This is a genomic window from Arthrobacter sp. 9AX (genome assembly GCF_902506095.1).
Taxonomy (GTDB): domain Bacteria; phylum Actinomycetota; class Actinomycetes; order Actinomycetales; family Micrococcaceae; genus Arthrobacter.
Genome location: NZ_LR733293.1, coordinates 2,656,046 through 2,683,043 on the forward strand (window position 1 = coordinate 2,656,046; position 26,998 = coordinate 2,683,043).

At 66.9% G+C, this 26,998-nt stretch carries 25 protein-coding genes and 1 tRNA gene; 12 read left to right on the plus strand and 14 right to left on the minus strand.

Annotated elements, in window-relative coordinates; translation table 11 throughout:
* Window positions 1–65 precede the first annotated feature (65 nt).
* The 3 genes from BACI348_RS12215 to BACI348_RS12225 form a co-directional block, all read right to left on the minus strand.
* Window positions 66–998: an Fpg/Nei family DNA glycosylase gene (locus tag BACI348_RS12215; protein ID WP_159826170.1), complete on the minus strand. Its 933-nt coding sequence runs from the start codon at window positions 996–998 to the stop codon at window positions 66–68.
* Window positions 998–1,492 carry a ribose-5-phosphate isomerase gene (locus BACI348_RS12220; protein ID WP_159826172.1) on the minus strand — a complete coding sequence of 165 codons (495 nt, stop codon included), beginning with the start codon at window positions 1,490–1,492 and terminating at the stop codon, window positions 998–1,000. The genes BACI348_RS12215 and BACI348_RS12220 overlap by 1 nt, the downstream gene beginning before the upstream one ends.
* A 78-nt stretch (window positions 1,493–1,570) precedes the next feature.
* On the minus strand, window positions 1,571–2,587 hold the full coding sequence (locus BACI348_RS12225; RefSeq protein WP_159826174.1) for a hypothetical protein: 1,017 nt from the start codon (window positions 2,585–2,587) through the stop codon (window positions 1,571–1,573).
* Window positions 2,588–2,755: 168 nt separating this feature from the next.
* Between BACI348_RS12225 and pepN the strand changes: the two genes are divergently transcribed.
* On the plus strand, window positions 2,756–5,332 hold the full coding sequence (pepN, locus tag BACI348_RS12230) for an aminopeptidase N (protein ID WP_159826176.1): 2,577 nt from the start codon (window positions 2,756–2,758) through the stop codon (window positions 5,330–5,332).
* Window positions 5,332–5,826, plus strand: coding sequence for an OsmC family protein (locus BACI348_RS12235; RefSeq protein ID WP_159826178.1), 495 nt, complete (start codon window positions 5,332–5,334; stop codon window positions 5,824–5,826). Before pepN ends, BACI348_RS12235 begins: the two co-directional genes overlap by 1 nt.
* On the opposite strand, the gene BACI348_RS12240 is transcribed toward BACI348_RS12235, so the two are convergent.
* Window positions 5,823–6,818: an NAD-dependent epimerase/dehydratase family protein gene (locus tag BACI348_RS12240; protein ID WP_159826180.1), complete on the minus strand. Its 996-nt coding sequence runs from the start codon at window positions 6,816–6,818 to the stop codon at window positions 5,823–5,825. The genes BACI348_RS12235 and BACI348_RS12240 overlap by 4 nt on opposite strands.
* 120 nt (window positions 6,819–6,938) lie before the next feature.
* Here BACI348_RS12240 and BACI348_RS12245 point away from each other — a divergent pair, with 120 nt between their 5' ends.
* Complete coding sequence (locus tag BACI348_RS12245; RefSeq protein WP_159826182.1) at window positions 6,939–7,625, plus strand: mechanosensitive ion channel family protein; 687 nt, start codon at window positions 6,939–6,941, stop codon at window positions 7,623–7,625.
* A 2-nt stretch (window positions 7,626–7,627) separates the two neighbouring features.
* Window positions 7,628–8,080, plus strand: a complete 453-nt coding sequence (locus BACI348_RS12250; protein ID WP_159826184.1) for a globin — start codon at window positions 7,628–7,630, stop codon at window positions 8,078–8,080.
* 25 nt (window positions 8,081–8,105) lie between these two features.
* Here the strand turns inward: BACI348_RS12250 and BACI348_RS12255 are convergent, their stop codons facing one another.
* Complete coding sequence (locus BACI348_RS12255; RefSeq protein ID WP_159826186.1) at window positions 8,106–8,765, minus strand: DUF8185 domain-containing protein; 660 nt, start codon at window positions 8,763–8,765, stop codon at window positions 8,106–8,108.
* 63 nt (window positions 8,766–8,828) lie between these two features.
* Between BACI348_RS12255 and BACI348_RS12260 the strand changes: the two genes are divergently transcribed.
* Complete coding sequence (locus tag BACI348_RS12260; protein WP_159826188.1) at window positions 8,829–9,809, plus strand: acyl-CoA thioesterase; 981 nt, start codon at window positions 8,829–8,831, stop codon at window positions 9,807–9,809.
* Window positions 9,810–9,900: 91 nt separating this feature from the next.
* Here BACI348_RS12260 and ettA read toward each other — a convergent pair whose 3' ends face one another.
* From ettA to BACI348_RS12275, 3 genes are all read right to left on the minus strand, one after another.
* Complete coding sequence (gene ettA, locus BACI348_RS12265; protein WP_159826190.1) at window positions 9,901–11,583, minus strand: energy-dependent translational throttle protein EttA; 1,683 nt, start codon at window positions 11,581–11,583, stop codon at window positions 9,901–9,903.
* Between the two features lie 52 nt (window positions 11,584–11,635).
* On the minus strand, window positions 11,636–12,127 hold the full coding sequence (locus BACI348_RS20700) for a DUF6993 domain-containing protein (RefSeq protein ID WP_236557545.1): 492 nt from the start codon (window positions 12,125–12,127) through the stop codon (window positions 11,636–11,638).
* A gap of 320 nt (window positions 12,128–12,447) precedes the next feature.
* Complete coding sequence (locus BACI348_RS12275; protein WP_159826194.1) at window positions 12,448–13,008, minus strand: single-stranded DNA-binding protein; 561 nt, start codon at window positions 13,006–13,008, stop codon at window positions 12,448–12,450.
* Window positions 13,009–13,219: 211 nt separating this feature from the next.
* On the opposite strand from BACI348_RS12275, the gene BACI348_RS12280 reads away from it, so the two are divergent.
* Window positions 13,220–13,295, plus strand: a tRNA-Arg gene (locus tag BACI348_RS12280).
* A gap of 123 nt (window positions 13,296–13,418) precedes the next feature.
* Here the strand turns inward: BACI348_RS12280 and BACI348_RS12285 are convergent.
* Entirely contained in the window at window positions 13,419–14,648 is a 1,230-nt protein-coding gene (locus BACI348_RS12285) for an ROK family protein (protein ID WP_159826196.1), read from the minus strand.
* 134 nt (window positions 14,649–14,782) lie between these two features.
* Between BACI348_RS12285 and xylA the strand changes: the two genes are divergently transcribed.
* Both xylA and xylB read left to right on the plus strand, forming a co-directional pair.
* Complete coding sequence (xylA, locus tag BACI348_RS12290) at window positions 14,783–15,970, plus strand: xylose isomerase (protein WP_159826198.1); 1,188 nt, start codon at window positions 14,783–14,785, stop codon at window positions 15,968–15,970.
* A gap of 2 nt (window positions 15,971–15,972) precedes the next feature.
* Window positions 15,973–17,391, plus strand: coding sequence for a xylulokinase (gene xylB / locus BACI348_RS12295; RefSeq protein ID WP_159826200.1), 1,419 nt, complete (start codon window positions 15,973–15,975; stop codon window positions 17,389–17,391).
* A 134-nt stretch (window positions 17,392–17,525) separates the two neighbouring features.
* Here the strand turns inward: xylB and BACI348_RS12300 are convergent, their stop codons facing one another.
* The 3 genes from BACI348_RS12300 to BACI348_RS12310 are packed head-to-tail and all read right to left on the minus strand — an operon-like array spanning window position 17,526 to window position 20,745.
* Window positions 17,526–18,365 carry a sugar phosphate isomerase/epimerase family protein gene (locus BACI348_RS12300; protein ID WP_159826202.1) on the minus strand — a complete coding sequence of 280 codons (840 nt, stop codon included), beginning with the start codon at window positions 18,363–18,365 and terminating at the stop codon, window positions 17,526–17,528.
* Window positions 18,362–19,576 carry a dihydrodipicolinate synthase family protein gene (locus BACI348_RS12305; protein ID WP_159826204.1) on the minus strand — a complete coding sequence of 405 codons (1,215 nt, stop codon included), beginning with the start codon at window positions 19,574–19,576 and terminating at the stop codon, window positions 18,362–18,364. The genes BACI348_RS12300 and BACI348_RS12305 overlap by 4 nt, the downstream gene beginning before the upstream one ends.
* Complete coding sequence (locus tag BACI348_RS12310) at window positions 19,576–20,745, minus strand: Gfo/Idh/MocA family protein (protein ID WP_159826206.1); 1,170 nt, start codon at window positions 20,743–20,745, stop codon at window positions 19,576–19,578. Before BACI348_RS12310 ends, BACI348_RS12305 begins: the two co-directional genes overlap by 1 nt.
* A gap of 174 nt (window positions 20,746–20,919) precedes the next feature.
* On the opposite strand from BACI348_RS12310, the gene BACI348_RS12315 reads away from it, so the two are divergent.
* Window positions 20,920–22,047 (plus strand): LacI family DNA-binding transcriptional regulator, encoded by a 1,128-nt coding sequence (locus BACI348_RS12315; RefSeq protein ID WP_159826208.1) that lies wholly within the window; start codon window positions 20,920–20,922, stop codon window positions 22,045–22,047.
* Between the two features lie 8 nt (window positions 22,048–22,055).
* Window positions 22,056–22,781: an alpha/beta hydrolase gene (locus BACI348_RS12320; protein ID WP_236557546.1), complete on the plus strand. Its 726-nt coding sequence runs from the start codon at window positions 22,056–22,058 to the stop codon at window positions 22,779–22,781.
* 68 nt (window positions 22,782–22,849) lie between these two features.
* Here BACI348_RS12320 and BACI348_RS12325 read toward each other — a convergent pair whose 3' ends face one another.
* On the minus strand, window positions 22,850–23,752 hold the full coding sequence (locus BACI348_RS12325) for an aldose 1-epimerase family protein (protein WP_159826210.1): 903 nt from the start codon (window positions 23,750–23,752) through the stop codon (window positions 22,850–22,852).
* A gap of 115 nt (window positions 23,753–23,867) precedes the next feature.
* Between BACI348_RS12325 and BACI348_RS12330 the strand changes: the two genes are divergently transcribed.
* On the plus strand, window positions 23,868–24,551 hold the full coding sequence (locus tag BACI348_RS12330; protein ID WP_159826212.1) for a DNA alkylation repair protein: 684 nt from the start codon (window positions 23,868–23,870) through the stop codon (window positions 24,549–24,551).
* On the opposite strand, the gene mptB is transcribed toward BACI348_RS12330, so the two are convergent.
* The gene (gene mptB, locus BACI348_RS12335) at window positions 24,544–26,100 is read right to left on the minus strand and encodes a polyprenol phosphomannose-dependent alpha 1,6 mannosyltransferase MptB (RefSeq protein ID WP_201298418.1); all 1,557 of its coding nucleotides are present in this window, start codon (window positions 26,098–26,100) and stop codon (window positions 24,544–24,546) included. The genes BACI348_RS12330 and mptB overlap by 8 nt on opposite strands.
* Window positions 26,101–26,254: 154 nt before the next feature.
* Here mptB and orn point away from each other — a divergent pair, with 154 nt between their 5' ends.
* A complete protein-coding gene (gene orn, locus BACI348_RS12340; protein ID WP_159826214.1) occupies window positions 26,255–26,884 on the plus strand; it encodes an oligoribonuclease in 630 nt (209 codons plus the stop codon).
* The last annotated feature ends 114 nt before the right edge of the window (window positions 26,885–26,998 follow it).

The following is a 26,998-nucleotide window of genomic DNA, read 5'->3' on the forward strand; positions in this document are numbered from 1 at the left end:
TTTCTTAATTGTTGGCTGACTTTCCTAACGGCTGACTGTCCAGTGGGCCTCCGGCTACACCGGGTTCAGGCGGGCTGCTGGCAGGACGGGCACCAGTAGAGCTTGCGGCCCACCAGTTCGGCGATCAGGACCGTAGTCCGGCAGACGCGGCAGGGCAGGCCGTCGCGTTTGTAGACGAAGTGGGCATCCTCGCGGGCAGGGTACGTCTCGGTCCTGGCGGCGGCAGCACGTGCCGCGGCTTTCCCGTGGCCGGCCCAGAACCTTGGCGTGGTAGTGATAATCCGCCCGTCCGCCACGCCGTCGGTCATGACGGAGACGACGTCGCGCCACAGCTTCCGCGCCTCGGTCTCCTCCACGTTGCTCCCCGGAAGCCAGGGGTACAGCCTCCGCCGGAAGAGGACCTCGGCCCGGTATACGTTTCCCACCCCGGCGATGACTTTCTGGTCCATCAGCAGCGCGGCCAGCGGCGCCGTGCGGCTTTGCAGGTTGGCGATGAAGCGGCCGGCGTCTCCCCGCCGGTTGCGCAGAGGGTCCGGCCCGAGCCGACCCAGCACCGCTTCGGCCTCGGCGGCGGTGATGGTTTCGCAGGTGGTGGCCCCGCGCAGGTCCGCCCAGCCGTTGGCGCCCACCAGCCGGACGCGCACTGCCCCCACGGGCGCCGGCGGACCGTCGTAAGGGAGGCCACCAGCGCCGTCGTCGAAACTCTCCCGCTCCCCCACCCGGCGCGGCGCGCCGATGCTCGAAGAGCCCGCGAAGGTACTGTCGCCGCCGAAGCTCCAGGCTCCATAGAGGCCCAGGTGGACGTGGAGTACCAGCGAGTGGTCAAAGTGCAGGAACAGGTGCTTCCCGTGGGAGTCGGCCGCAACCAGGACGTGCCCATCGAGCAGCGCCGCGCCGCCGGCGAACCGGCCCTGGGGGCTGGACACCGCCAGCTGCTGGCCACCGAAGACGTCCGCGAACTGCCGTGCGAGGCGCCGGAGTGTATGCCCCTCCGGCACTACTCGATGACCTCGCCGGTGGTTTCGTAGGCGGCGATCTTGCCGATCCGCCGCACGTGGCGCTCATCGTCGCTGAACGGCTCGGACAGGAAGGCTTCGATCAGCTCCGTGGCTTCCTCAACAGAGTGCTGGCGGCCGCCCACGGCCACCACGTTGGCATCGTTGTGCTCGCGGGCCAGGGTCGCGGTGGAGCGGTTCCAGGCCAGGGCAGCCCGCACGCCCTTCACTTTGTTGGCGGCAATCTGTTCCCCGTTGCCGGACCCGCCCAGCACGATTCCCAGGGCGTGGACGCCGGCCTGCTGGTCCGCCACCACGGCGAGGGCCGCCTTGATGCAGAACGACGGGTAGTCATCCTGCGCGTCGTAGACCTTGGGACCGTGGTCCACCACCTCGTACCCCTTGGCGGTCAGGTGGGTCACGAGGTGGGCGCTGAGTTCCATGCCTGCGTGGTCGGTGGCAATGTGGACCCGCGGGAAGGCAGGGGAAGAAGTCACGAGCAGAATCCGTTCGGTGGGCGCTGGCGGCCGGCACGGACGGTGCAGGCCGGGGTCAGGACAACACGGACAAGGATACTAGGACTCGGGCCGGCCTGCCGCGGGTTCGGCGCCGCCGTCGCGGGCCCTGGCCGCCACCCGGGTCAGGACTTCCGCGAGCCGCGCGGCCGAGTCCCGGCTCCCGCCGCTGACCGCGAGCCGCTGCCCGTCGGTCTTCTTGACCACGACGGCGGGACCGCTGCTGACGAGCATGGCCGCTGTTCCACTGTGGTGCCGGTAGCCCCACCCGCCAAAGTCGGCCGCGCGCACGTCTGCCGCGCTGGCGGCCGAAATGGCGCCCGCGGGCACGTCCATCACCGGCACCACACCGGCCAGCAACACTTTCAAGCCGCGCCGGTCCGCCTTGATCCGTGCGCACAGGAACGCCGCGCCGATCACGGCCAGGACCACCAGCAGCGCGCCGAGCCAAGGCACGGCAATGGCGATCAGGGCGGCCGGAAACAGCGAGGCGATGCCGATCATCACAAAGACCGAGCTGCGGGCGTGCACCCACAGCCGGATGCTGTCCCGGGACAGGTCCGGATCCAGCTCCCTCGCAATGGCAAGCTGCAATGCCCGGTCGTCATCGGGCGACCACTGCTGGTCAGCTTTATAGACGAACGCGATGATCACGCCCAGGGATACAGCGGCCCCGCTGCCGAGCGCCAGGACGATCATGTCCACGCTGGAATCACGGGCGTCCGCCAGTCCAGCCTGGCCGATAAGTCCTGCAGCCAGGACGCTGGTGACGAACAGTGTCAGGAAAAGGCCGGCTCCCATCATGATCCGGCGCATCACCACCGGCCTCCGGACCGGCAGTGCCTGGGACAGGACCAGCCAGCCGGCGGCAACGATCATCAGCGCGCCCCCGGCCACGTAGGTGCCGAAGGGCGCGAAGGAGGCACCGCCGTCGTCCGTCCAACGGATGGCGAGCGGCTCGGGAAGGTCCGGCCGAAGCAGGAAGGCGCACACGACGAACCCCACCGCCACCAGCACCGGGAACCCCGCCACGAACCGTAACGCCCTGGTGTCCACCGCTTCCATGAACTTGCCCATGATTTAACGCTACTCCCGCAGCCGGCCGGTGAGTCCGCAACAGTCCAGCGGCGCGTGTGAGCCCTGCAACTTGTCACCCGCTGAGGGGATGCAAGAATGAACAAATGCCGCCGCTGGGCACCGCCAGCGGAAGTTGCCAATCTTTCGAAAGGCCCCACTTTGCCTGGTTTGAATCTGACGCGCGCTGAAGCCAGCGGGCGCGCCGAACTGATCACCGTCGAGTCCTACGATGTCAACCTGGACCTGACCCGGGGCGGAAAGGTCTTTGGCAGCACCACTACGGTGACATTCAGTGCCAGGCCCGGGACCTCCACCTTCATCGACGCCATCACGTCGGCGGTCCACAGCGTCACGCTGAACGGCCGCAGCCTGGACCCTGCCACGGTGTCCGACGGCGTCAGGATCCAACTGCCGGAGCTCGCCGAACACAACGAACTCACCATTGTGGCCGACGCACCGTACATGAACACCGGCGAGGGCCTGCACCGCTTCGTGGACCCGGTGGACAACGAGGTCTACCTGTACACGCAGTTCGAGGTTCCCGATTCGCGCCGGATGTTCGCCGTGTTCGAGCAGCCGGACCTCAAGGCCACCTTCGCTTTCACGGTCACCGCCCCCTCGCACTGGGACCTCATCTCCAACGCCCCCACCCCGGCACCGGTGGAGACCACGCCCGGGGAGGACGGCGGCGCCCGCTCGGTCTGGTCTTTCGCCCCCACCCCGCGGCTGTCCTCCTACGTCACCGCATTGATCGCCGGGCCTTACCAGTCCGTGCGCAGCGAGGTAACCAGCTCCGACGGGCGGGTCATCCCCCTGGGGGTCTTCGCCCGGAAATCGCTGATGCAGTACCTGGACGCGGAGAACATCTTCGCGCTGACCCGGCAGGGCTTCGCATTCTTCGAGGCGCAGTTCGGCTGCCCGTACCCGTTCGAGAAGTACGACCAGCTGTTCGTGCCGGAGTTCAACGCCGGAGCCATGGAGAACGCCGGCGCCGTGACTATCCTCGAAGGCTACGTCTTCCGCAGCAAGGTGACCGGGGCGCAGATTGAACGGCGTGCCATCACCGTGCTGCACGAGCTCGCCCACATGTGGTTCGGCGACCTCGTGACGATGCGCTGGTGGAATGACCTCTGGCTCAATGAGTCCTTCGCCGAGTACATGTCCCACCTCGCGGCGGTGGAGGCCACTTCCTTCACCAGCGCCTGGACCACGTTCGCCTCCGTAGAGAAGTCGTGGGCCTACCGCCAGGACCAGCTGCCCACCACACACCCGATCTTCGCCGAAATCAACGACCTACAGGACGTCGAGGTGAACTTTGACGGCATCACCTACGCCAAGGGCGCCTCTGTCCTCCGCCAGCTCGTGGCGTGGGTGGGACCGGAGCAGTTCATGGCCGGTGTGCGGGAGTACTTTGCCAAGCACTCCTGGCAGAACACCGAACTGCGGGACCTCCTCGTGGAGCTGGAGAAGGCCAGCGGCCGCGACCTTGATGACTGGGGACGGCAATGGCTTGAAACGGCCGGCGTCAACACGCTCAAGCCCGAGTTGGACGTGGACGGAGACGGCAGGCTCACGTCCTTCGCCATTGTGCAGTCCGCCGTGGAGGAGTGGCCCACCATCCGTCCGCACCGGCTGGCCGTGGGGTTCTACAACCTGAACGGTGACGGCAAGCTGGAGCGGGTGCACCGGGAGGAGCTGGACGTGGACGGCGAACGCACCGAAGTGCCCGCCCTTGCCGGCCTGGCCCAGCCGGACCTCATCCTGGTCAACGATGACGATCTCGCCTACGCCAAGGTGCGGCTGGACGAAAAGTCGCTGGCCACGGCCACCGCGCACCTGAAGGACTTCAGCCAGAGCCTGCCGCGGACCCTGGTGTGGAACTCCGCCTGGGATGCTGCCCGCGACGGCGAGACCCCGGCGCGCCGGTACGTGGAGCTGATCCTCGCGAACGTCGCGGCGGAGACGGACTCCTCCGTGATCCTGGTCCAGCTCCGCCAGCTGGCCACTACGCTGAACTTCTATGTGGCCGGGGAGCACCGGGAGGCCACAACGGAGGCTGCGGCGGACAAGCTCTGGCAACTGGCCTCCGAGGTGCCCGGCGGCTCCGACGCCCAGCTGCAGTTCGTGAAATCCTTTGCCCTGCTGGCCGGCAGTGAAACCCAGCTGGACAAGGTGGCGGGCCTCCTGGGCGGTTCGCTGGTCCTGGACGGACTGGCGGTTGACCAGGACCTGCGCTGGGAGCTGGTGACATCGCTGGTGGTGGGCGGCCGGCTGGGCCAGGACGGCATCGACGCCGAGCTCGAACGGGACAACACGTCGAGCGGACAGAACGCCGCGGCCCAGGCGAAGGCAGCCATACCCACTGCGGAGGCCAAAGCTGCGGCCTGGGAATCCATCGTCGATAAGGGCGAACTGTCCAACGCCCTCCAGGGCTCGGCGGTCAACGGCTTTATGCGGGTCCTGGACCGGTCGCTGCTGGAGCCGTACGCCGAAAAGTACTTCCGGGCCGTGCCGGGGATCGTGGAAACGCGCACCCACGCACTCGCCCAGCAGATCGTCGTCGGGCTCTACCCCTCGTTGCTGACCACGCAGGCCACCGTGGACCGGACTGACGCCTTCCTGGCGTCGCTTCCGCCTGAAAGCGCCGCGCTGCGGCGCATGATGCTGGAGAACCGCGACGGCGTTGCCCGGGCCCTGCGCGCCCGCGCGGCTGACGTGCTTCCCGGCGAGGCGGTGCCTGCCTGATGGGCCTGTCCGAGCACCGCTACGCGCTGACCGTCCAGTGGACCGGCAACCTCGGCGATGGCACGTCGTCCTACCGCGGCTACTCCCGGGACCATGACGTGCTCATCGCGGGCCTGCCGGTCCTCAAGGGCTCGGCGGATGCCACGTTCCACGGCGACCGGGAGCGCTACAACCCCGAACAGCTGCTGTTGGCTGCCCTGGCCCAATGCCACATGCTGTCCTACCTGCATGTGGCGGTGAAGCACGGCGTGGTGGTGACGGAGTACAGCGACAACGCTACCGGGCTGATGCGCCTGAACCGGGACGGCAGCGGCCAGTTCGAGTCCGTCACGCTGCACCCGTGCGTGACGGTGGCGGACGCGGGCCAGGTGGAGCTCGCCGGCCGGCTGCACCACGAGGCAAACCAGGTCTGCTTCATCGCGCGCAGCGTGAACTTTCCTGTGGAACATGCACCCGAGACGCTGGTGGCGGGCCCCTCCGCCCATCCGGCTTAGGCGCCGCCCCGCAGGGCGGCTACCAGCCGCGACTCGGTTTCCTGGGTGAGGCCGGCCTTCCGGGGCCGGCGCAGTCCGCGTCCGCGTTCGTCAGCCAGCGTGGCGGCCAGCGTTTCCTGCCAAGGCCGGAGGCGCAGGCCGGCCTCCACGGCTGCCCGGTTGCTGCGGGCCATGAACCCCTCATGCCCGGGCGGCAGCCAGAGCGGCAGGGAGTCCGGTCCCGCCCAGTAGTCCACACCCTGGTCCGCCAGCCAGGGCTCCGCTGCGGGCAGCACCTCGCCGGTGTGGCCTGCCAACTGCCGGGCGGAGTCGATGTATTTGCCGAAGGGAACCTGGTCTCCGAGTGCGTTGAATGCGCCGGTGATTCCCTGCTCCGCTGCCAGCAGGATCCAGGCAGCGAGATCGCGGACGTCGATTACCTGCGTCGGGTGCGCATCGATGTCCGGTACCAGGACAGGCGTCTGGTCCCGTGCGAAGCGGGCGGGCCAGTAGCCGTAGCGGTCCGAGCCGTCCCCCGGTCCGCCAATCAGTCCGGCACGGCAGATATGGGCTTTGCCTGCCGCAGCCCGGAAGGTTGCCAGCTCGATGGCTGCTTTGGACCCGCCGTAGTTCTCCGGCGTCGAGGGCGTACCCAGGCCCAAGGCGGGAAGGAGGGCTGAGTCCTCCCCGGTGCCGGGAACGGACGCATCTGCGTAGACGGAGCAGCTGGAGACGAACGTCCAGTGCGCCGTGCGGTGAGCGAGGGCCTGCAGGGCTGCCGACGCGGGCACAGGGTTGCGTGCCACTTCGACGACGGCATCCCACTCTCCCCTGGCCGCGTCCCCGTAGGCGTTCGCGGCCAGCGAACGGTCCACTTTCAGCCACACCGTCCCTTCGGGCGGTTCCGCCGCGGAGCCCCGGGCCAGGCACGTCACCTCATGCCCGGCGGCCAGGGCCTGCCGGGCGATTTCTGCGGACAGGAAGGCGGTTCCGCCGAGGACAAGAATGCGCATGCGGCCACGCTACGGCGCTAGGGTTGAAGGAGAACAGAGCCTTCCGCGCCGGGCTTAACCGGTGCCCCGGCCTCCGCAGCCCGGCCGCAGCCGGGAAACCCCCAGGAGTAATTCGCCCTTATGGTCAGTATGTTGTCGGTCCTTCCTTCCGCCGCCAGTGATCCGGACGGGGTGAGCATCACGGGCATCGTGATCAGCCTCGGCGTGGGCGTTGCGGTGTGGCTGGTTGCCACTTTCGTCATCTCCCGAATCACCCGGCGCGTGGCGTCGGGCAGCAACTTCTTCAAGACGCGCACGTTCAAGTGGGTTGCACCGGCCCTGCGCGCCCTGGACCACGAACGGCGCGTACAGCGGGCCGAAACCATCGGCTCCCTGCTGAACAGCGTGGTGGGGGTACTGGTGGTCATCATCACAGGTATGTATGTGCTGCAGAACCTCGACATCAACATCGCCCCGCTGCTCACCAGCGTGGGCATCCTGGGTGTGGCCATCGGTTTCGGCGCCCAGCAGCTCATCCGCGACTTCCTGGCGGGGATTTTTATTACCATTGAAGACCAATACGGCATCGGCGACGTTATCGAAACCAGTGAGGTTGTTGGTGTGGTGGAGTCCATGGGCCTGCGCATCACCCGCGTGCGGTCCGACGACGGCGCCATCTGGTACCTGCGCAACGGCGAGATCCTGCGCGTGGGCAACCGTTCCCAGGGCAACTACGTTCCCCTGCACGAGTCAGCCGATGGAACCACGGACCAGGCCAGCGACCACGGCGCCGAGAACAAAAAGACTGACCAGAAAGCCGGAGACTAGCCATGACCATCCCCGTCGAACCGCAGCGGCCCCGGCAGCTCATGCAGAACGATCCGTTCAGCCAGCCCGGCTACACCGACAACTTCTATGACGCCGTGGGCGGCCACGAGACCTTCGTGAAGCTGATCGACGTCTTTTACGACGGCGTGGCAACGGATCCGCTGCTGCGTCCCATGTACCCGGAAGAGGACCTGGGCCCGGCCAAGCGGCGGTTCCTGATGTTCCTTGAGCAGTACTGGGGCGGTCCCACCACGTACGGGGAAGAGCGCGGCCACCCCCGGCTGCGGATGCGGCACATGCCGTTCAAGGTCACGCCGGAGGCGAAGGACCGCTGGCTGTTCCACATGCGCGCCGCCGTGGATGCCCTGGATCTGCCGCCGCTCTACGAAGGAACCCTTTGGGACTACATGGAGCGTGCGGCCCTGTCCATGGTGAACAGCCCGGCCGCTCAGTGATGCCTGCCGGCCCGAACCTTTGCTGCTACAGCAGCCCGCTGCCCGTCCGGGCCAGGACGTGTCCGCGGGGACCGGACAGCCGGAACCAGCGCCCGGCGCGGTAGAGCTTCTGGTCACCGTTGCCCAGGAACCCCAGGGCGAAGGCCGCGAAGGCAGCACCTGCCGGGAGCCCGGTCTCATCAAGTTGCCGGCCCCAGACAGCGGCCCGGGCGTTGTTCACCATGATGGCGCCGGGCTTGTCCGGCACCATTCCAGCCACCTCTGCGATGCCGGCCTCTGCGGCATCCCGCAGCGCCGCGTCGCTGCGCGAACCCAGCAGTTCCCACCCGCTCCTGGGAGCGCCCACCCCGGTCCAGGATTCGGTGACGGTGGACGGCGGAACCGGCAACTCGACGTCGTCCTCCCCTGCCCGGGCGAGGCGGTCCAGTACCGCCGCCAGGGGGACGGTGACGTCCGCCCCGGACGGCTCCGCCAGTTCCATGGTGCGCAGCCCCAGGATGGTGGGCGTCGCTTCGCCGAGAATCCGTGGCCGCAGTACGCAGACGTATGCGGCGAGGACGGAACCTGCAGCCTGAAGCCGGATGGCGCCGTCGTCGATTGACTTGGCCCGCGTGGCAAAAGTCTTCAGGTCGGCGAGATCCCGGGGATCGGCGAAGCGGAAGGACGAGGTGAGTAGATCAGACACACCAAGAACACTACCGGCTGGACCTTTGTTGAGCAGTGCCGGGGTGCCGTCTAGAGTCAAACCATGACAGAAGCCGACGCTGAAATCCTGGCGCTTACCGACCCGGATCCCACCTCATCGCTCATCACCCTTCTCGACCTTGGTGAGCTGGAGGGTGCCCGGACGGACGAGGACATCTTCCTGGGCCCGTCCCAGCAGCAGCCGCACCACCGGGTGTTCGGCGGCCAGGTGCTGGCACAGTCACTCATCGCGTCCATCAGGACGGTGGCGCCGGACCGTTTTGTGCATTCGATGCACGGCTACTTCCTGCGGCCGGGAGATGCGAACAAGCCCATCACCTTCGGGGTGCAGCGCCTCCGGGACGGCAGGTCCTTCTCCGCCCGGCGGGTCCACGCCTACCAGGAAGGCGTGCCCATCCTGTCGATGATCGCCTCCTTCCAGGGAGAAGACGAAGGCATCGAGCACGAATCGGCGATGCCCAGCGGCATTCCCGACCCCGAGTCCCTGCCCAGCACCGCTGACCTGCTGGGCAAATTCGACCATCCGGTGGCGAGGCACTGGGCCTATGAACGGCCCTTCGACATCCGGCACGTTGATCCGCCGCTGTACGTGTCGGCCCACGGCGAGAGGGAAGCACGCAACGCCGTGTGGATGAAGACCTTTGGTCCCATGCCGGACAATCCCAACCTGCACCGGGCGGCGCTGGCGTACGCGAGCGACTACACCCTGCTGGAGTCCATCCTGCGGCGGCACGGGCTGAGCTGGATCACGCCGGGGATGAACGTCGCGAGCCTGGACCACGCCATGTGGTGGCACCGGCCCGCCCGCGTGGACGAATGGCTGCTCTACGTGCAGGAATCGCCCAGCGCCCAAGGCGCCCGCGGGCTGGCCACCGGCAAGATCTTCAACCGGGCGGGGCAGCATGTGGCGTCCGTGGCGCAGGAGGGGATGGTCCGCGTACCCACTGACTTGAAGAACAAAGTGGTGGGCGCCTTCCAGGCAAAGGTGATGGAGCACCAGATCCGCAAGGCGGCCAAGGACTGACATTGCGGCCTCAACGTCAACAGGCCGGCACCTTTCGAAGGTGCCGGCCTGTTGTTTGTTCGCTCTGCCGCTGCTTGGTCGCGGGTGAGGCTTAGTCGCGGGTGAGGCGTCGGTGTGTGACGCGGTGCGGCTTGGCCGCGTCCGGTCCCAGCCGCTCCACCTTGTTCTCCTCGTAGGATTCGAAGTTGCCCTCGAACCAGTACCACTTGGAGGGGTTCTCCTCGTCACCTTCATAAGCGAGGATGTGGGTGGCCACCCGGTCCAGGAACCAGCGGTCGTGGGAGACCACCACGGCGCAGCCCGGGAATTCCAGCAGCGCGTTTTCGAGGCTGCTGAGGGTTTCGACGTCGAGGTCGTTGGTGGGTTCGTCCAGGAGCAGCAGGTTGCCGCCCTGCTTCAGGGTGAGCGCGAGGTTCAGGCGGTTGCGCTCACCGCCGGAGAGCACACCGGCCTTCTTCTGCTGGTCCGGGCCCTTGAAGCCGAAGGCGGCAACATAGGCGCGGGACGGCATCTCCACGTGCCCCACCTGGATGAAGTCCAGGCCGTCCGAGACAACTTCCCACAGCGTCTTGTTGGGGTCGATGCCGCCGCGGCTCTGGTCAGCGTAGGAGATCTTGACCGAATCGCCGATCTTCAGGTCGCCGCCGTCGAGCGGCTCCAGGCCAACAATGGTCTTGAACAGCGTGGTCTTGCCCACGCCGTTGGGACCAATGACGCCCACGATGCCGTTGCGGGGCAGGGTGAAGGACAGGCCGTCGATCAGGGTCCGGTCCTCGAAGCCCTTCTGCAGGTTCTTGGCCTCGAGCACCAGGCCACCCAGGCGGGGTCCCGGCGGGATCTGGATTTCCTCGAAGTCCAGCTTGCGGGTCCGGTCTGCCTCGGCGGCCATCTCCTCGTAGCGGGCCAGGCGGGCCTTTGACTTGGTCTGGCGGCCTTTCGCGTTGGACCGCACCCAATCCAGTTCCTCGGCAAGCCGTTTGGCCTGCTTGGCGTCCTTCTTGCCCTGGATTTCCAGGCGGGCGCGCTTCTTTTCGAGGTAGGTGGAGTAGTTGCCCTCATACGGGTAGAGGTGGCCGCGGTCCACTTCGGCGATCCACTCGGCCACGTGGTCCAGGAAGTACCGGTCGTGGGTGACGGCCAGGACTGCGCCGGAGTAGGTGGAGAGGTGCTGTTCGAGCCACAGCACGCTTTCGGCGTCCAGGTGGTTGGTGGGCTCGTCCAGGAGCAGCAGGTCCGGCTTCTGCAGGAGCAGCTTGCAGAGTGCTACGCGGCGGCGTTCACCACCGGAAAGGTTGGTGACGTCGGCGTCGGCCGGCGGGCAGCGGAGGGCGTCCATGGCCTGTTCCAGCTGGGAGTCCAGGTCCCACGCATCCGCGGCGTCGATGGCTTCCTGCAGCTGCCCCATCTCCTCGAGAAGGGTGTCGTAGTCAGCGTCGGGGCTGGCCATTTCCTCGGAGATTTCGTTGAAGCGCTGGATCTTGCCGTAGATCTCGCCCACGCCTTCCTGGACGTTGCCCAGGACGGTTTTTTCTTCGTTCAGGGGTGGTTCCTGAAGGAGGATGCCCACGGTGTAGCCGGGGCTGAGCCGGGCCTCACCGTTGGAGGGGGTGTCCAGCCCGGCCATGATCTTCAGGATGGTGGACTTACCGGCACCGTTCGGGCCCACAACACCGATCTTGGCGCCGGGAAAGAAGGACATGCTTACGTCGTCAAGAATGAGTTTTTCGCCAACGGCTTTTCGGGCCTTGGTCATTGTGTAGATAAATTCCGCCATGGTTCCAAATCTAGTGGGTCGGCGGGCATATCTCACATTCGGTGCAGCACGGTCAGGAGCCTACAAAGCACTTGCCGCTGGCCAGTACCGGCAGGACGGTTACCGTGACAGCGCCGTCACGGACCTGCCCGATGACGCAGTCCTTTCCGTGGAGGACTGCGGCTTCGATGGCGTCGGCTTCAAGGCCGGTGGGTGTACGGCTTTGCGAAACCTGCAACGACGCCGGCGCGATCCCCGCCCCCGTGAGGGCATCTGTTACCTGCGCGGTGGCCGGTTTTGGCGATCCCGCGGCCAGCCTTCCCAGCGCGTCCGTCACGGTCTTTGTGACCGTGACGGTGGCGGCGGCCTCCGCTGCCATGGCGGACGGCACTCCGGATGCATCGGCCAGTGGTCCGGCAGCCCCGGTTTCCGTTGCTGCCGGAGCTGCACCGGCTGATGCTGCCGCGGTTGCCGGTCCGGATGAATCATGCTGGACTTGGGGCGTTCCGCCAACACACCCGGACAAACCCGCCAGCAGCGCGACGGCGGCGGTTGCCAGGACCAAACAGCGTGTGGCGGTGGGCCAAACAGCTGTGCGATCGGCTGCTGCTCGTCGGATTGCGGCAGGGACTGGAGCTTCAGGGACCTGAGCTGCAGCGGCCGGGAACGCTGCTGCCGAAGCCGCAGGGGCGGCAGACACTGCACCGGCTGTGGTGTTCTGCCGGTGGTCAGGGGTAAGCCGCATGCTGCCATTCTGCCACGCCTCCACAGACCAGCTTTCCGTCCTGGGGTTCATGACCTTGGCGGACAGGGTGCAGCCGGGGGGTGCTGCAACCCTGACCGCCAAGGAGCCGAGGGAGCCCAGGGGCGTTGACAGGGGGCACCTCAAACCGGGGAGTCGGCGAGCTCCCCCGTTTCGAGGTCGAGGGCGAGCAGGTCGCCGTTGGCGTCCTCGACATAGGCCGCAGCCGGATCTCCGCCCTCAGCGCTGTCATCGTCGCTGTCCGCGGGTTCATCAAAAGGTCCTTCCTGCCCGGCCTGACGGCTGGCGTCGAGGGGTGGCTCCGGTTCCACGAGCGAAAGGAGCGGCTTCTTGGAGGACCGGGTGAAGTTGGCCGTCCCCAGCGTAAGGTCATGCCCAACGGCGTCAGCATCAATGGTGTGCGAGTAATAAACCCTTCCGTCCCTCTCCCAGCTGCGGATCCTCAGCGTGCCCACCACGATGACGGGATGGCCTTTCCGGATGCTGCAGCCCATGTTGCCGGCGAGATGGCGGTAACCCTGGACCGTGAACCAGTTGGTGTGACCGTCCACCCACTGTCCGTCCTTGTCGCGCCGACGCGAGTTGGAAGCGATCCGGAATTCGGCGGTGGCCACTCCCCCGGGTGTTGTGCCGCTTGTGATATCGGTGGCAACAAAGCCCTTGATCGTTATGGTGTCGTTCATCTCTATGTCCTGTCTCCATGTGGTTCTGCCCTAGCTGGCAAGACCAGCATGGGCCTGGCGCAATCTGCGGGGCAGGCAGGAGTCCGCCTATGTGCAAAACCCGGGCCCGCCGCGGCCTGTGGAGGATCAGTGGGTGCCGCGCACAAAATGACGGCGCCCGGACGGCGGGCAATGTAAACTTTTTGAGGCTCCGGAATTCACCTCCGGAACTGCCTCAGTAGCTCAGGGGATAGAGCAGCGGCCTTCTAATCCGCCGGTCGGGGGTTCGATTCCCTCCTGGGGCACCAATGGCGAAACGCCCCGGTCCAAGGACCGGGGCGTTTCAGCATTTTCTGCCGGATGCTACTTACAGTCGCCAAAAGGGCAGCGAACCAGCAATAAGCGATGGAGCAACGCGGAGCGGGACCATATTAGGGCTGCAGGCGGTGCGGCGCTTCCACCAGGGAACGGACCACGCTCCCGGCGGCGCCCAGCAGCGCCCCGCCCTCTTCCACGGCTGCGATGGTGATGTGGTCGGGGAAGACTTTTCCGGGTGCGTACTTTGCCAGGCTTTCGCTGAGGGAAGGGCGAAGCCACCGCTCCAGGACGGCGAAGTGGCCGCCGAGCACCACTGCCTGGATGTTCACCACCCGGGCGGTGGATGCTACCGCCACTCCGAGTGACCTCCCTGCCCCCTCGACCGCGCGCAATGCTTCCGGCTTCCCCTCAGCGAGCGCAGCCACCAGCGCGGACATACTCTCCGACCTCGGCTGCCCTTTCGCGTCAATGCCGGCAGCCGCGAAGATGGCGTCCTGCCCCGCGATGGTCTCCAGGCAGCCTGTGCCGCCGCATGAGCACAGGATGCCCTGGGGGTCGACCACGATATGGCCCACCTCGCCGGCATGTCCTTCCGGGCCCGTGAAAAGCTCCGACCTGATGACCAGGCCGCCACCGACGCCCACCTCGCCGGAGAGGAACAGGAAGTCGCGCCTGTCGGCGGGTCCACGGGCCAGCTCAGCGAGGGCGGCAGCATTGGCCTCATTAAAGAGGGTCACGCCCAAGGGCAGGTTCGGCAGCAGCCGGTCAAGGTCGAGTTCGACGTCCAGCCAGCCGAGGTTTGGCGCGGCAATGACAGTGGCGTTGCCCGCGTCCACAAGTCCGGGAACGGCCAGTCCGCCCCCGAGGACTTCCACCCCCCTTTCGAGGGCAGTCTTCCGGACCTCCGCCGCGAGGTCAGCGAGGGCGGCCATTACCGGAGCGCTCTCACTCTCCCGGTTGTCCCGCTCGCGGATTTCCTGCAGGACCACCGCCCCGGAAAGGTCCGTCACGCCCGCGGCGATGTAGTCAACGTTGATTTCCATGCCTATCACCCCGCGGGCCGGATTCAACTCCAGGCCGACTCCCGGCCGGCCACGTTCCCCATGGGAGTTCAGCCCCATTTCGCGCAGGATTCCGGTACCAAGAAGGTCCAGGACAATGCTCGACACCGAGGCCTTGGTCAGCCCTGTGGCTCCCGCGACCTGTGCCCGGGTCAGATGCGACCCTGCCGGGGCCTGCGCAATCCTGCCCAGGACAAGGGCGAGGTTGCTCCTGCGTACGTCGCCCATGCTTCCCGGCACGCCGGCGTCGGGCGGGGCAGGTGCTGCTGCGGTATTGGCCATGCCTGCCTCCTGGGATAAATAGTGCTTCGAAAGGTGTCCGTCGCTATTGACCCTAGCCTAGCGTCGCTTATATAGTTCAATGAATAAACTAAGTCGCGCAAAAGGCTGCGGCATTCTGACTGCAAGGACGCATCATGACCCTCACCCCGACCCCTGCCGACAAGTTCACCTTCGGCCTCTGGACTGTTGGCTGGACCGGTGCTGACCCGTTCGGTGTCGCCACCCGGGCAGCCCTCGACCCGGTGGAAGCCGTCCACAAACTCGCCGAACTCGGCGCGTACGGCATCACCTTCCACGACAACGACCTGGTCCCCTTCGACGCCACCGCTTCCGAGCGTGACCTGATCCTGAAGAACTTCAAGGCAGCCCTGGCAGAAACCGGCCTGAAGGTCCCCATGGTCACCACCAACCTGTTCAGCCACCCGGTCTTCAAGGACGGCGGCTTCACGTCCAACGACCGCTCCATCCGCCGCTTCGCGCTGTCCAAGGTGTTGCGCAACATCGATTCCGCAGCCGAATTCGGCGCCGAAACCTTTGTGATGTGGGGCGGCCGCGAAGGCAGCGAATACGACGGTTCGAAGGACCTCGCTGCAGCGTTGGACCGGATGAAGGAAGGGGTGGACACCGCCGCGGCCTACATCAAGGACAAGGGCTACAACCTGCGCATCGCGCTGGAGCCCAAGCCGAACGAACCCCGGGGCGACATCTTCCTGCCCACCGTGGGCCACGGCCTCGCGTTCATCGCCCAGCTCGAACACGGCGACATCGTGGGCCTGAACCCCGAGACCGGGCACGAGCAGATGGCCGGGCTGAATTTCACCCATGGGATCGCCCAGGCCCTCTGGGCCGGCAAGCTCTTCCACATCGACCTCAACGGCCAGCGCGGCATCAAGTACGACCAGGACCTCGTCTTCGGCCACGGCGACCTGACCAGCGCGTTCTTCACCGTGGACCTGCTCGAAAACGGCTTCCCCAAAGGCGGCCCCCGTTACGAGGGCCCGCGCCACTTCGACTACAAGCCCTCCCGTACCGACGGCTACGACGGCGTCTGGGAATCCGCCAAGGCCAACATGGCCACCTACCTGCTCCTCAAGGAACGCGCCCTGGCCTTCCGGGCGGACCCGGAGGTCCAGGCAGCCCTGACCGCATCCGGCGTCGGAGAACTCGCCGAACCCACCCTGGCTGCGGACGAAACCGCTGCGGACCTGCTCAAGGACGCCGCAGCGTTCGAGGATTTCGACGCCGACAAGGCCGCCGAGCGCTCCTTCGCGTTCGTCCGCCTCAACCAGCTCGCCATCGAACACCTGCTCAACGCCCGCTGACCATGGCCCTCGTAGCAGGAATCGACAGCTCCACGCAGTCCTGCAAGGTGGTGATCCGCGACGCTGACTCCGGAGCGCTGGTCCGCGAGGGCAGGGCAAGCCACCCGGAGGGTTCGGAGGTCCATCCCGACCACTGGTGGGACGCACTGCAGGAAGCACTGCAACAGGCGGGCGGCCTGGAAGACGTGGCAGCGGTCTCGGTGGGCGGGCAGCAGCACGGCATGGTCTGCCTGGACGCTGAGGGCCGGGTGATCCGCCCGGCGCTGCTGTGGAATGACACCCGCAGCGCCGGCGCCGCCGGGGAGCTGATCAGGGCCGCGGGAGACGGCGATACTGCTGCCGGCACCCGCTACTGGGCCGGCGCCACGGGCACCGTCCCGGTGGCGTCGCTGACGGTGACCAAGCTGCACTGGCTGGCGGCAAACGAGCCGGAGAACGCGGCAAAGGTGGCGGCCGTCTGCCTGCCGCATGACTGGCTGACCTGGCGGCTGGCGGGCCACGGCCCGGGTTCCGGACCGGGGAACCTCGAGTCGCTGGCAACCGACCGGTCCGATGCCTCCGGCACCGGCTACTTTTCGACGGCGGCCGGCACGTACCTGCCCGAGGTCCTGGCGTCCTCGCTGGGTCACGTTCCGCTGCTGCCCGAGGTGCTGGGCCCGCTGGACGTGGCCGGCAAGACTCCTGACGGCGCCCTCCTGGCTGCCGGCGCCGGTGACAACGCGGCGGCAGCGCTGGGGGTGGGTGCCGGCGTTGGGGACGTGGTGATGTCCTTGGGCACGTCCGGGACCGTCTTCGCCGTTGCGGACGCGCCCGCCGCCGATCCGTCAGGACTGGTGGCAGGCTTCGCCGACGCCGCCGGACACTACCTGCCGCTGGTGTGCACGCTGAACGCCACCCGCGTGTTCGATGCCACGGCCGCGCTGCTGGATGTGGACATCGCGGAGTTCAATGAACTGGCACTGTCCGCCGGACCCGGAGCCGGTGGACTCACCCTCGTCCCCTATCTCGACGGCGAGCGCACGCCCAACCTGCCTGACGCCACTGGATCCCTGCACGGCATCACCCGCGCCAACTACACGCCGGCGAACCTGGCGCGGGCCGCCGTTGAGGGAGTGGTCTGTTCGCTGGCGGACGGCCTGGCCGCCCTGCAGGAACAGGGCGTGGTAGCCCGGCGCATTATCCTGGTGGGCGGCGGCGCACAGTCCACCGCGGTCCAGTCGGCAACTGCACAACTGCTGGGAATCGACGTCACCGTGCCGCGGCCGGGCGAATATGTGGCCGACGGTGCCGCACGCCAGGCAGCTGCCGCACTCACCGGACAATTTCCGCAGTGGGCGCTCGACGCCGTCGGCCTTCCTGCCGGGAAGGACGACGGCGGCGTGCTGGCCCGATACCGCCGGTACGCCTCCATGTACGCCTGACACCAACAGCCGAAAGGACCCGGACCGCTGATGCGGTCCGGGTCCTTTTTGGTGGTAGGGCGCAGGCTGCCGGCAGCCATGTTGGGAAAGCGTGGCAGCAGCCCGCGGTCCGGATCAGGCCAGTCCGGGCAGTGTCAGGCGTACGGGAGGACAAGCTCCGCGTAGCGCTCCTTCACCGTGGCCAGGACGGTATTGCCGTCCGTGTCCCAGATGTCCTGATTGAAGATTTCGACTTCGATGTCACCCGTGTAGCCCGCGTCGCGCACCCAGGTGCCGATGGTGGCGAAGTCCACCACGCCGTCGCCCATGTAGCCGCGCGAGAGCAGCGGATCGGCGGCGATGGGCATGTTGAAGTCGCACACCTGGTAGGAGGCAATGCGGTTCTCCCGGCCGGCGCGCTCGATCTGCGCCTTCAGTTCGGGATCCCACCAGACATGGAAGGTGTCGACGGCGACGCCCACCGTTGCGGCATCGAACGGCGCCGCGAGGTCCAGCGCCTGCCCCAGGGTGGAAATCAGGGCACGGTCCGCAGCGTACATCGGGTGCAGCGGTTCCAGGACCAGGCGGACGCCGTTTTCCGCGGCGAAGGGAACCAGATCGGCAAGCCGGTCCGCCACGCGCCGGCGTGCCGCCACCACGTCCTTCTCCCCCGGTGCCAGGCCACCAACCACCAGGAACAGCTCCTTGGTGTCCAGGGCAACGGCTTCGAGGATGGCGGCCCGGTTGTCTGCGAGCGCGGCCGCCTGCCCCTCGGCGTCGGCAGCCGTGAGGAACCCGCCGCGGCACAGGGACGAGACCCGCAGTCCCGCGTCCTTGATCAGGCGCGCGGCCTTGTCCAGGCCGGCTTCCTCCACACGGTCCCGCCAGGGTCCGATGGAGGGGATGCCGGCGTTGACGCAGCCGTCAACCACTTGGGCGAGGGTCCATTTCTTGGTGGTGGCGCTGTTGATGGACAGACGGGTAAAGTCGCTCAAACTCCCACCCCGTTAATGCGCAGGTAGTCGGACATCCGGAAGGCAGCCAGCGCGGGGTCGCGGAGCAGGCCGGCCTGGTCCGCCAGTTCAAAGGTCTTTGCCAGGTGGCACACAGAGCGGCCGGAGTGCAGGCCGCCCACCATCTGGAAGCCCTGCTGCTTGCCGTTGAGCCAGGACATAAAGGCGATCCCGGTTTTGTAGTAGAACGTGGGGGCGCTGAAGATGTGCTTGCCCAGTTCCCGGGTGGAGTCCAGGATTTCGCGCGCCTTGGCTGGATTCCCGGCGTCGTAGTTCTGCAGTGCCACCGACGCGGCGGGGTAGATCGCCGCGAAGATGCCCAGCAGGGCGTCGGAGTGGTGGCTGCCGTCACCGTCGATCAGTTCGGGGTAGTTGAAGTCGTCGCCGGTGTAGAGGCGGACGCCGTCGGGGAGGGCCGCGCGGAGCGCCACCTCGTGGCCGGCATCGAGCAGCGAGACCTTGACGCCGTCCACCTTGGCCGCGTTGTCCTTGATGAGGCCCAGGAACGTGTCGGTGGCGGTTGCGACGTCTCCGGAGCCCCAGTAGCCGGCGAGGGCGGGGTCGAACATGGTGCCGAGCCAGTGGAGGATGACCGGCTGGTCCACTTCCTGCAGCAGGGTGGAGTAGACGTTCAGGTAGTCTTCGGGACCGCGGGCAACCTTGGCGAGGGCGCGGGAGGCCATGATGATGATCTTGGGCCCGGCCTCGGTGATCACGGCGATCTGCTCGCGGTACGCCTCGAGGACAGCCTTGAGGCCGGCTTCACCGGCGGGCAGCGCGTCGATGTCCAGCTGGTCGGTGCCGGCGCCGCAGGACACGAGGTCGCGGACCGACTTCCCGGCTGTGGCCGCGTTGCCGGATGAAACTACCGAGGCGGCTTCCACACCGGTGCGCTTGATGAGCTGCTGGGTGGCTGCCCAATCAAGGCCCATGCCGCGCTGGGCGGTGTCCATGGCGTCCGCGACACCGAGGCCGTAGGACCACAGCTCGTGGCGGTAGCCCATGGTGGCTTCCCAGTCGAGCCGGGCAGGGGCGCCGGGGGTGTTGTCTGCCAGGACCTCGGGGATCACGTGGGCTGCCGCGTAGGCGCGGCGCGCCGTGAGAGGGGCGGTGGGGCGTGCCCAGGACGTGGCACCCTGGAGCCGGTATTCCCGGGTGCCGCCGTCGTGGGAGGGAAGGATGAGTGAGGTCATTAGAGGGTGATCTCCGGGATGTCGATGGTGCGGCGTTCGTCGTTGGACTGCAGGCCGAGCTCGGCAAGCTGGACGCCGCGGGCTGCGGAGAGCAGGCCGAAGCGGTGCTCGCGGCCGGCGACGACGTCGCGGAGGAACTCTTCCCACTGCAGCTTGAAGCCGTTGTCCAGCTCGGCGTTGGCCGGGACTGCCTGCCACTGGTCGCGGAAGGACTCCGTAACGGGCAGGTCCGGGTTCCAGACGGGCTTCGGGGTGTGGGCCCGCTGCTGGGCGACGCACTTGTTCAAGCCGGCGACGGCGGAGCCGTGCGTGCCGTCGATCTGGAATTCCACCAGTTCGTCGCGGTAGACGCGGACGGCCCAGGAGGAGTTGATCTGGCCGATGACTTCGTCGCCGCCCGGGGTCTCGAGTTCGAAGATGCCGTAGGAGGCGTCGTCGGCGGTGGCCTTGTATTCCTTGCCTGCTTCGTCCCAGCGGGCGGGGATGTGGGTGGCGGTCTTGGCGTTGACGCTCTTGACTTTGCCGATGATGCCTTCGAGGACGTAGTTCCAGTGGCAGAACATGTCCGTGGTCATTCCGCCGCCGTCTTCTTTGCGGTAGTTCCAGGACGGGCGCTGGGCTGCCTGGATGTCACCTTCGAAGACCCAGTAGCCGAACTCGCCGCGGATGGAGAGGATGCGGCCGAAGAAGCCTTCGTCCACCAGGCGGCGGAGCTTGACCAGGCCGGGCAGGTAGAGCTTGTCGTGGACAACGCCGGCGGTGACGCCGGCGTCCTTGCCGATCCGGGCCAGCTCAATGGCTTCCTCGAGGGTCTCGGCCGTGGGCTTTTCAGTGAAGATGTGCTTGCCGGCCTGCATGGCCTTCTTCAGGGTTGCGGCTCGGAGGCTGGTCATGGAGGCATCAAAGACGACGACGACAGTGGGGTCGTTGATCACGGCATCCAGGTCCGTACTCCACTCCGAGACCTTGTGCTTTTCGGCGAGTTCACGGATCTTGGCTTCGTTGCGGCCCACCAGGATGGGCTCAACCTGGACGCGCGTGCCGTCCTCCAGGGTGAAGCCACCGGCGTCCCGGATGGGAAGGATCGAGCGCAGCAGGTGCTGGCGGTAGCCCATGCGGCCGGTGATGCCGTTCATGGCAATGCGGATTGTTTTTGTCTCGAAGCTCATAAGTCCTCCACGGTGAGTTGAGCAGTTCTACTCAAGCTGAATCGGGAAAGCGCATTCCCACTACCTCCATGATGCACCCCGCCGGACATATTGGCAAGCGCTTTCCAGCACCGCCCGAAAACTGCCATAATGTGGTTACGCTTAATGACCCTACAAAGCCGATCAGGAGACGCTGTGGCTGCAAGTACCCTTACCGAGGTGGCGCGGCTGGCCGGGGTGTCTCCGGCCACCGCCAGCCGGGTCCTCAATGGTTCCGCCCGCAAACCGGGGCCGGACATTGCCGACCGGGTCCGCCAGGCCGCCGACTCGCTCGGATACATCCCCAATGCCCAGGCCCAGGGCCTCGCAAAGTCCAGCTCGGGGCTGATCGGCCTGATCGTCCACGACATCGCGGACCCCTACTTCGCCGCCATCGCCAGGGGCGTGCAGGAGGCCGCACGCGAGCAGCGCAGGATGGTCCTGCTCGCCACCACGGGTGGAGCGCCGGCGGAGGAAAAGGAAGCAGTTGCCGCTTTCGCCGCGCGCCGCGCTGATTCCATAGTGATCGCAGGCTCCCGCTCCGCCCAGCCGGAAAACCAGGAGGGAAATGCTGAGCTGGCTGCCGAGCTGGACAGGTACTGCCGCAACGGCGGCCGGGTAGCAGTGGTGGGCCACGCGGTGGTGGGCGCGACGGCACCGGAGGGCTACCATGTGGTGGCCGTGCCCAACGAGGAGCTCGCCGCGGCACTGGCGCGCCAGCTCGCCTCCGGGTGGGATGGCGATTTTGTGATCATCGGCGGACCGGAAGGACTGTTCACCTCCGACGACCGGATCCGCGGCTTCCAGGAAGGCCTGGCGTCCGCGGGGCGCAAACCCGCCAAAGTCCTGCGCACCTCCTTCAACCGTGCGGGCGGGTACGAGGCAGGCCTCACGCTCGCCCACCGGGTCAAGGCCGGCCAGGCAGAGTCCGCTGATGAGCCTGCCGCCTCAAAGCTGTGCATCTTCGCCGTCAATGACGTGATGGCCATCGGTGCCGCAGCCGCCCTCCGCGAACAGGGGCTGCGGATTCCGCGCGATGCCACCATCGCCGGTTTTGACGACATCGAAACGCTCCGGGACTTCCGCCCCGCCCTCTCCACGGTTCGCCTGCCCCTGGAAGAAATCGGGCGCCTGGCCACCCGCGCCACGGCTCCCGGCGCGGCCGGCACTGACCGGGACGGCGAAGAGAGTGCCGGTTCCGCCGAGGAAGGGCACGACGCCGGGCGGCAGCAGCGAATTTCCGGCGAGGTCACGCTGCGGCGCAGTACCGAAACGGCCACCTGAGGGTGGCGTTGCAGCTGACCGGAGTGCCCTCCCGTGCGGGCTCCGGGGAGCGGCCCGCCATACTGGTGCTCCCCGGCGGCGGCTATGGCCACCAGGCAGACCATGAGGCCGAGCCCGTGGCTGAATGGCTGGCCGGGCTGGGAATCCACGCTTTCGTGCTGCGGTACCGGGTAGCCCCCGACCGGCACCCGGCGCCCCTCGAGGATGCAAAACAGGCAATGCTTAAGGTCCGCGGCGGCGCGCACCGCCTGGCTGTTGATCCCCGTCGCGTCGGCGCGCTCGGGTTTTCCGCGGGCGGACACCTCGCGGCCACCCTCGCCACGGCAGTGGCCACCGGCAACGCCGCACTCGACGTCCCCGGCGCAGTCCCGGACCTGACGGTGCTGTGCTACCCGGTAGTGTCCTATACCCAGGCCGTCCACCAGGGCTCCGTGGACAACCTTGTTGGCCCGTCGCCGTCGGCGGACCTCCTGGCCGAACTGTCCGCTGAGCTGCGGGTCACGGCGGAAACCCCGCCGGCATTTGTCTGGCACACGGCCGACGATGCAGCCGTTCCGGTCAGCCACAGCCTGGCCTACACCGCGGCCCTGCTCAACGCCGGGGTGTCCGCCGAACTCCACGTCTTTCCCGAGGGCCGGCACGGGCTGGGGCTGGCCGGGGAACAGCCCGGTGCCGACCAATGGCCCACCCTCTGTGCCGGCTGGCTTGACCGGGCGGGTTGGACGGCTTCCTGACCCGGAAGGCTTTCCGTCCCGGACGATTTCCTGGCCCGGACGGTTTCCTGGCCTGGACGGCTCTTGGGCTAGCCAAGCGCCCGGATGGTCCATTCAGCGCAGTGCGCCTGGCCAGGCTGCAGGTGGACCAGGTCAGTTCCGGAGTTGAAGGCGTCCGGCGGGCAGGTCATCGGCTCAACTGCCAGGCCGAGCCGGTCCGGCCCCACCGGCTTGTCCGCCGTGTGGATCTGGACCCAGGGCCACTCGCGGCCCCATTCCAGCTCAACACCGGTTCCCACAGGATCCTGGACGCGGACACGTGCCCGCCCGTCCGTCCCGCGGATGATGCCGGTGAATGCGTGGTCGATCCTGACCTGGCCCAGCCGGCGGGGGCTCCTGAAGTCGAACCCGTGCCGGTCAACGCTCCGCATACCCACGGGAAGCAACCGGTCCTCCGTCACCTCAAGGAACTCCGAAGCCGGCAGCTCCAGCGACCATTCATCCAGTCCGGACGGACCCGCCACCAGGTAGGGGTGGGGACAAACACCATACGGCGCAGTTGCGGTACCGGTGTTCACAGTCCGCACCGTGCTGGTCAGGCCGTCCTCCGTCAGCCTGTACGCGACGGAAAGGTCCAGCTCCCCCGGATATCCCGGGCCGGCAGCTATCCGGCAAACCAGGACCACCTCGTCACTGGAAACCTGCTGCACTTCCCAGAGGCGCCCGATCGCCAGGCCATGCAGCGCCGATCCCCGCTCCGGTTCATTGATGTCCGCCTCGAATGCACGGCCGGCGTACGTGTAGGTGCCGTCGGCAAGGCGGTTGGGCCACGGCGCGCAGATGACTCCGCGATAGTCAGGAATCTCCCCGTCCGCGCCAAAGCCCACCACCAGGTCCCGGCCCTCGTGGCGGAGTTCCCGGAGGGCCCCTCCCCGCGCCGTGATCACCGCGGTGTAGTGGCCGCTGGCGATGCTGTACTCAGTACCCGGCATGGAAATCCTCCAGTGAACTATCTCGAATTGTTAGCGCTAAACATCGTAGCGCGAAAAGCTGCGTTTTATTCGCCGGCGGGCCGTCCCGCGGTCGCCCCATGGCTAAAGTTGCAGGATGGTGAACCGGGAACTCCTTGAGGCCATCCGCAGCGGGCTCCACGGACTGGCGGATCCGGCCCGGGCGGCCGGGGCGCAGGCGTACATGAAATCCACGCTCCCCTCGCTAGGGGTCCGGGTACCCGAGGTGCGCCGACTGGCTGCGGCGGCGGTTGCCCGCCATCCCTTCGGCTCGGCGGAGCAGGTCCGGGCCACCGCCCTGGAACTCTGGCGCGCTGCGGGATTCCGGGAGGAACGGTATGCCGCCATCGACCTGACCGCAGGCAGGCTGGTGGCCACGGATCTGGAGATGCTCCCGGTCTACGAGGAAATCATCCGCCAGGGTGCGTGGTGGGACTTCGCCGATGGTGTTGCCGGCCGCATCTGTACGTTGCTGCAGGCCCACCGGCCCTACATGACCGCCGTCATCCTGGCCTGGAGCACGGATCCGGATTTCTGGATCCGGCGCGCTTCCCTCACCGCACAGCTCAAGGCTAAAGCCAACACCGATCCGGAGCTGCTCCGCCGCGTCATCGAAGCGAACCTGGCTGACCGCGAATTCTTCATCCGGAAAGCCATTGGCTGGTCGCTGCGGGAGTACGCCAAAACGGCACCGGACTGGGTGGCGGACTTTGTGGCCGCACACCAGGACTGCATCAGCCCGCTGTCCCGCCGCGAGGCACTGAAAAACCTGGCTAAATGACCGGCCGCTCGAGGACCGGTTCACCGGTCTTACGGAAGAGGCTGCGGGTGCGGGGGTCCCAGAAAATCAGGTAAAGGCCAAACAGCAGCCCCGTGACGGCAGCGGCAACACGCGCCAGGGCAAGGGCCAGCCCCAGGTCCGCCGTCTGGAGGTACGGGAAGACTTCCAGCTGGTCCGAAATGGCATAAATCATAAAGAACGAGACTACGAAGTACAGGGCCTTGACCTGCCAGTCATTGCGGATGCCTGTCACGGCGAACAGTGGAATAAGCCACACCACATACCAGGACTGGATCATGGGGGCCAGCACCACGATCGCCGCAAACGCCAGGGTGAGGCGCCGGATGAGGCGGTCGTGCTCACCGCGGAAGATCTGCCAGGCGACGATGCCCACGGCCAGCAGCTTCCCGGCGTCGAACACCCAATCGGCGAGGACCCACCCGTCCACCCCGAACGCATTGGCCAGCGAGGCCACCACCATGCCGATCAGCCCCACCGGCGCGTACCAGATGAAGATGCTGCCCGGAGCGGAGAGCCCGTTGATCCAGCCAAAACCGAAGCCGTTCACCAGGCTCATCACCGCCAGGAGCCCCAGGCTCAAGCCTGCCGTCAGGCCCCAGAAGGCAAACTTCCGAAGCCATCCTGCGTTCTTCCCTGCCCAGAGGAGACCAATGAAGGGCAGGAACACAATGGTGATGGGCTTGACGGCGATGGAGAGCGTCACCAGGACAATGCCCCGGACCACGCGCCGGGTGGCCGAGTAGTAGAGGCCGGCCAGGGCCAGTCCGATCATGAGGGCGTCGTTGTGGACGCTGGCGATGAAGTTGGTGAGGAACAGCGGGTTGGCCGCCGTCAGCCACAATGCCCGGTTCGGGTTCACTCCGTGCAGTTCGGCGAGCTTGGGCACATAAATCACGCACAGAACCACTCCGGCCAGCGCCACCAGCCGGAACAGCATCACGCTGGCCTCCGGCTGGACGTTGGTGGACCACACCACGAACTGTTCGATCCACAGGAACAGCTGGCCATAGGGTACGGGGGCCTCGGTCCACATCTTGTCCGCACCCAGCTGGAAGTAGTTCGACAGCGCCGAAATACCGTTCTCGTAAGGGTTGAAGCCTTCCACCATCAGGCGGCCCTGCCCGATGTAGGCGTACACGTCCCGGCTGAACAGCGGGACGCTGAACATCATGGGCAGGCCCCAGGCCACCACTGCCATCAAGGTGGCCTGGCGGGCCTGGTCTCCCCAGACCCTGATGTGCTGGCCCAGCCGCAGCCAGGCGCGGACCAGGAGCATCCCGCCCACCGCGAGCAGGATGATGGACAGGGCAACGCCGGCCGCCTCGGCCCGCATCCAGATGAACAGCGGCATCCTGCGCAACTCGGAAACGGGGGCAAGCCAGCCCACGCCGAGGGATCCGATGAGCATAAACAGCGAGCCCGCGAATCCGGCCAGGAGCGGAGAGCGGGGATTATCGACGTCGGCCCCGGCTGCTGCAGCAGAGTCCGCGGCCGCCAGTTCCCCCGCTGCAGGCACAGGCGCCGTCATCTCAGGATGGTCCAATCTCTTGCGTTTGCGCGATTCTGCCCGGCGGGCGGGATGGCCGGCGCAGGCGGGTTACAACGACAGCAAGTTGTCCCGCCGCGTACCCGAAATCCTAGCACCGGCAGGCGGTCCGGGGGTGTAACGGTAGGCTTGTCCGGTGCCTATATCTAACGAACGAATCGTCTGGATCGACTGTGAAATGACCGGCCTGGACATCAAGAACGATGCCCTGATCGAGGTCGCCGCACTGGTCACCGACTCGGAACTGAACATCCTCGGCGACGGCGTTGACGTCGTGATCAAACCGGATGACGCTGCCCTCGCCCAGATGAACGACTTCGTCCGGGACATGCACACCAAATCCGGCCTGCTCAAGGAACTCCCCCACGGCACCACCATGGCGGAGGCCGAGGCGGCCGTTATGGAATACATCTCCAAGTGGGTTCCGGACCCACGCAAGGCCCCCTTGGGCGGCAACTCCGTGGGGACGGACCGCGTCTTCCTGTCGCGCGACATGCCGGCCGTGGTGGACCACCTGCACTACCGGGTGATCGACGTCAGCACCATCAAGGAACTCTCCCGCCGCTGGTTCGCCCGGGCCTATTTCCAGTCGCCGGCGAAAAAGGGCGGCCACCGGGCCCTGGGGGACATCAAGGACTCCATCGACGAACTGCGCTACTACCGGGAAGCGGTCTTTGTGCCCTCACCCGGCCCGGACAGCGCCACCGCCCAGCAGATCGCCAAACGCATCACCGCTTCCGCGGACGGGCAGCAGCCGGAAACGTAATCTGCGCCACGTTTGCCGGAAATTTTGGTGAAATGGGCAAAAGTGGACGAAGCACCCCTGAAGAGCAGGTAAGCTATTTGAGTTGCCTTTCCAGAGAGCCGGTCAGCCGGTAGA